The organism is Vibrio sp. Y176, assembly GCF_033438945.1.
Genome location: NZ_JAWOQS010000032.1, coordinates 1 through 3,886, shown reverse-complemented (window position 1 = coordinate 3,886; position 3,886 = coordinate 1). Strand labels below are relative to the sequence as shown.

4 protein-coding genes are annotated in these 3,886 nt (G+C 40.1%); all 4 read right to left on the bottom strand.

The window, feature by feature from the left end; all coding sequences use genetic code 11:
- Window positions 1–1,734: 1,734 nt before the first annotated feature.
- The 4 genes from R7O13_RS23680 to R7O13_RS23660 all read right to left on the bottom strand — a co-directional run bounded on the left by R7O13_RS23680 (window position 1,735) and on the right by R7O13_RS23660 (window position 3,670).
- Window positions 1,735–2,100, bottom strand: a complete 366-nt coding sequence (locus tag R7O13_RS23680; RefSeq protein WP_005472418.1) for a VOC family protein — start codon at window positions 2,098–2,100, stop codon at window positions 1,735–1,737.
- A gap of 195 nt (window positions 2,101–2,295) precedes the next feature.
- Window positions 2,296–2,859 carry a hypothetical protein gene (locus R7O13_RS23675; protein WP_318304794.1) on the bottom strand — a complete coding sequence of 188 codons (564 nt, stop codon included), beginning with the start codon at window positions 2,857–2,859 and terminating at the stop codon, window positions 2,296–2,298.
- 245 nt (window positions 2,860–3,104) lie between these two features.
- Window positions 3,105–3,392 (bottom strand): type II toxin-antitoxin system RelE/ParE family toxin, encoded by a 288-nt coding sequence (locus tag R7O13_RS23665; RefSeq protein ID WP_005445239.1) that lies wholly within the window; start codon window positions 3,390–3,392, stop codon window positions 3,105–3,107.
- Window positions 3,389–3,670 (bottom strand): type II toxin-antitoxin system Phd/YefM family antitoxin, encoded by a 282-nt coding sequence (locus R7O13_RS23660; RefSeq protein ID WP_000086647.1) that lies wholly within the window; start codon window positions 3,668–3,670, stop codon window positions 3,389–3,391. Before R7O13_RS23660 ends, R7O13_RS23665 begins: the two co-directional genes overlap by 4 nt.
- Between the last annotated feature and the right edge of the window lie 216 nt (window positions 3,671–3,886).

Genomic DNA, 3,886 nt, shown 5'->3' with positions numbered 1-3,886 from the left:
CCCTAACATTGTTTATCTTAGACAAAGGATATGAGTCTTTCTTAAACCTGAACTCTTTTGAATCCAAGTTAAAATCAGTATTTTTGTACATAATTTCCCTCTATTCGTATAACGCCGCATTAAGGGGTGAACAACGCATTCCACCCAACCTAAACCATTGTGCTGTAAACACTTAAGCTAATTCAAACCAAAACTGCCAAGCGTTGTGAATCCCTCTTGAATGCTTTGTTAGTTGTCAAACCTAAAGCTTTGATTTGAAGTTAATTACCGCTTTGCCAACACTTGCTTTACGTATTTTGTAAAACTCAAATCAGGCGCAGTTTCAAAGCGCCTGTCACTGAAACCACTTGGAATTTACAACGCCGTAGAAAACGGAATTTGAACACCAAACAAACCTTTTGGAACGTCAATGCAGCAGAGCAAGTTTTCAACAAGCTAATCAGCTTCTGAAACAGAAAATCCAAATCGCGCAAGGAACCAAAGGACAATTTTCACAACACCTAACAACTAGAAATTGAAATACGAAAACCTAGCCAAAAACACACGGACATTAGCCCTAAATATTCTGCTTTAGGTGCATTTTTCCTCGTTGGCAACTAACGCCCTGTTAAGGGGTGAGCAACGCAATACCTAAGCACCCGCATACCACCTTAAACACTAAACCCAACGCATAGTAAAAATGCCACGCGTTACGAATCACTCTTAAGCAATTTGTTAGTACATACGCTACTTCTATTTATGCGCTCCAAGATATTGAAAAGTGGCATGATATGAAAGGCTTTGAACACTGAAGTGAGACGGGCAGCTACAAAACTTTACCGCCATTGAGAAACGAAAGTTGGCTAGAAGAAAAACGCACGGAACTGCTCTACTTTCATTGGCTTCAAATTAGAAAAGGATTCGTTCCTCGCACTCAAACGACAGCCCCAAGGAAAGACAAAGTTCACTTGGAAAACACAGCAAAAACGAAGAAGCGCCAACGAAATAGGCTAAAAGTTAGAAACCGTAAACGGTGAAATCAAAGCGAACACTCCACATATAGTGCCACCGGAAAGAACGTGAAATGCACTAACTGAAAGGTGTAAAGACGAGCGCCAAAACAGATAAACACCAAAACTTATGACCTTTGATGTCAAACCCGTACTAACGCTCTGTTAAGGGGTGAGCAACGCAATACTGAAGCCGCCGCATACCACCTTAAACACTAAAAACCAACGCATAGTGAAAATGCCACGCGTTGCGAATCCCTCTTGAACAGTTTGTTAACTGAGCGTCTTTCAGTTTTCGCCGATCTTACAGCCATTTTAGCCAAAGCTAGTTTTGCTAATTAGTGATTAGTAAAGCTAACTCAAATATGTATTTAACCAAAAGGTTACCGTTTTTCTTTAGTTTGAAATGCGTCTCACAACACCATACTTTGGCGATGTAAGTGCACCGAACTAATCGCGAATGCCTTATATTATTAGAAGGCTTTGTGCCGCCTTTCACATCAGTAAACTTAAGTATCAAACTGAAATTGTTCGCATTAGCTCAGCTAAGGAAACCGACCGAACACGCTAAACCTCTGAACCTAGAAACTGTATCATTGTGCTTTCGTATTTTCTGCGCCAGTTAACGCCGCGTTAAGTAGTGAGCAACACTACCACTAAACCTAACCATTGTGCCGTAAACACTAAAACAGACTCAAACCGAAAGTGCCGAGCGTTGCGAATCTGTCTTAAACGCTTTGTTAAGCTACTTGTTCTCAGCTATACGCCACAACACACCGCTAGGGTCTGTGATGCAAAACTCTAGCATTCCCCACGGCTGTTCAACCAATTCTGTCACCTTGGAACCAAACTCTTCCTCTAAATTGAGTTTCAGCACATGCTCATACCAACTTTGGGCATCTTCGACTAAAAGGTGCATCATGAAATTGTCACTATGAGCCGGTTCATAAAAGTCTTGGAGCAAAAACGGACAAGAGCCAAATTTGAAGTACGCGATTCCATCAAATTCTGATGCGAGTTCGAAGCCAATACTCTGATAAAAGCGCTTCGAAAGTTCAAAGTCTTTGGCAGGCACAAACGATTTTATTTCTACTGTATTCAGATTTTCCATTTCTAGTACCAATTCCTTTCGACTGTTTGTAGCTTAACGCCGCATTAAGGTGTGAGCAACGCTGCCACCTAACCTAAACCATTGCGCCTTAAACACGAACCTCAACCTGAGATGAAAGTGCCAAGCGTTGGGAATCACTCTTAAATGCTTTGTTAGCATTCTTCGGTTAACTGAAAGACATATTGAAAAAACAAACTACCTCAATGGGAAATAGTAAGAAACAATTGTTAATGCAAGACCAGTTAAGCCTATGATAAAACTGAACAAACTAATAATTCTATCTTTATTCCTCTCTCCTTTTTTCTCATCTATAAAATCTTTAATTTGAGATGACAAAGGAGTTAATAGTTCTACACTACCTAAGGTAGTACGAAGTCTCTCAAAATGAATCTTAATGTCACTTGGTAATGATTCAAATGGTCCTTCACTAGAATAAGACTCAATATAACTCTCTATTAATGCTAGATGAGGCAACAATTCTTGTCTTTTTCCGGAAAGAATATCTCTTGAATAATCTTCACAGAGTTCGTTAATTTCATGAGGTTTAATACTTCTAGTTTTAGCTATTCGCTTCATACGGTCCCAATTTGGTTGAGAGTTCGTAATTGCCGCCTCAAAATCACCTTTAAACTTTTTAAAGTTCGATTGAAAAATAACATTTGATACAAATGCATCAAATAGAACATTAAACACCCATATAGAAAAACAAAGTATGCCTATTAGCAATATGAATAGCAGTGTTTGAAATAAGATATCCATCCCGTAGCACCCGTAAAATCATTGTCTCGAACTATGAAGCGATAATCTCATATCACGTAATGTTTACCAAACGTTCTATAGGATGACAGATAGTAAATTGAGAGTTCATGAATGCTAACGCCCTGTTAAGGTGTGAGCAACGCAATACCGATGTTTCCGCATGCCACCTTAAACACTAAACGCAACGCATAGCAAAAATGCCAAGCGTTGCGAATCACTCTTAAACAGTTTGTTATAACACAGTTTTACACGTCATCTTCCGATAAAATTTGACGACAATTACGAACTGTTAGTACGCGGATTTCGTGACTTAAACTGTAGATAATACGATAGTGACCAAAGATGATTTCGCGATAGTTCGTGTGGGGCATTTCAGGAACAAACCGCCCCATTTCAGGCATACTTCCAAGGAGTTCAGTTTTGTCAAACACTTCGTTTACCCACCTCTCTGCCGCAGGTGGATTATCCAAAGAAATAAACTCCGCTGCATCACCCAGTTTCTGAAGTGCTAATGGAGACCAGACTACTTTCATTTCTTAATGCGCCCAAGTACTTGAGCACGCGCATCATCATTGGAAACACCGAGACCAGAAGCTAACTGAGCTTCTGCTGTGCGCATTTCTTCCAGTAATTCGATTTTCTCTTGCATTGCTTCATACTCAGCAACATCGAGAACAACAGCAACACCTTTGCCACGTTGCGTAATCACCAATGGACGACGAGTCTCATTGATTTGTTTGATGTATGAAGCTACACCAGCGCGAAACTCAGACAAAGGCTGAATATCTTGATCGAAATGAATACGACTCATATTGAACTCCAGTTAGTACAAAATAACGTACAAATAATAGTTCAACTGACCCTTTTGAGCAAGAAGTTGATTCTGTGTTATAACGCCTTGTTAAGGTGTGAGGCACGCAATACCAAAGCCCCCGCATGCCACCTAACCACTAAAACCAACGCATAGTCAAAATGCCACGCGTGCCGAATCACTCTTGAACAATTTGTTAGCATACTTTTTCAACGC

Bases quoted from the DNA above. Each gene is read 5' to 3' on its own strand.
- R7O13_RS23660 (WP_000086647.1), bottom strand. From the start codon at position 3,670: ATGAGTCGTATTCATTTCGATCAAGATATTCAGCCTTTGTCTGAGTTT.
- R7O13_RS23665 (WP_005445239.1), bottom strand. From the start codon at position 3,392: ATGAAAGTAGTCTGGTCTCCATTAGCACTTCAGAAACTGGGTGATGCA.
- R7O13_RS23680 (WP_005472418.1), bottom strand. From the start codon at position 2,100: ATGGAAAATCTGAATACAGTAGAAATAAAATCGTTTGTGCCTGCCAAA.
- R7O13_RS23675 (WP_318304794.1), bottom strand. From the start codon at position 2,859: ATGGATATCTTATTTCAAACACTGCTATTCATATTGCTAATAGGCATA.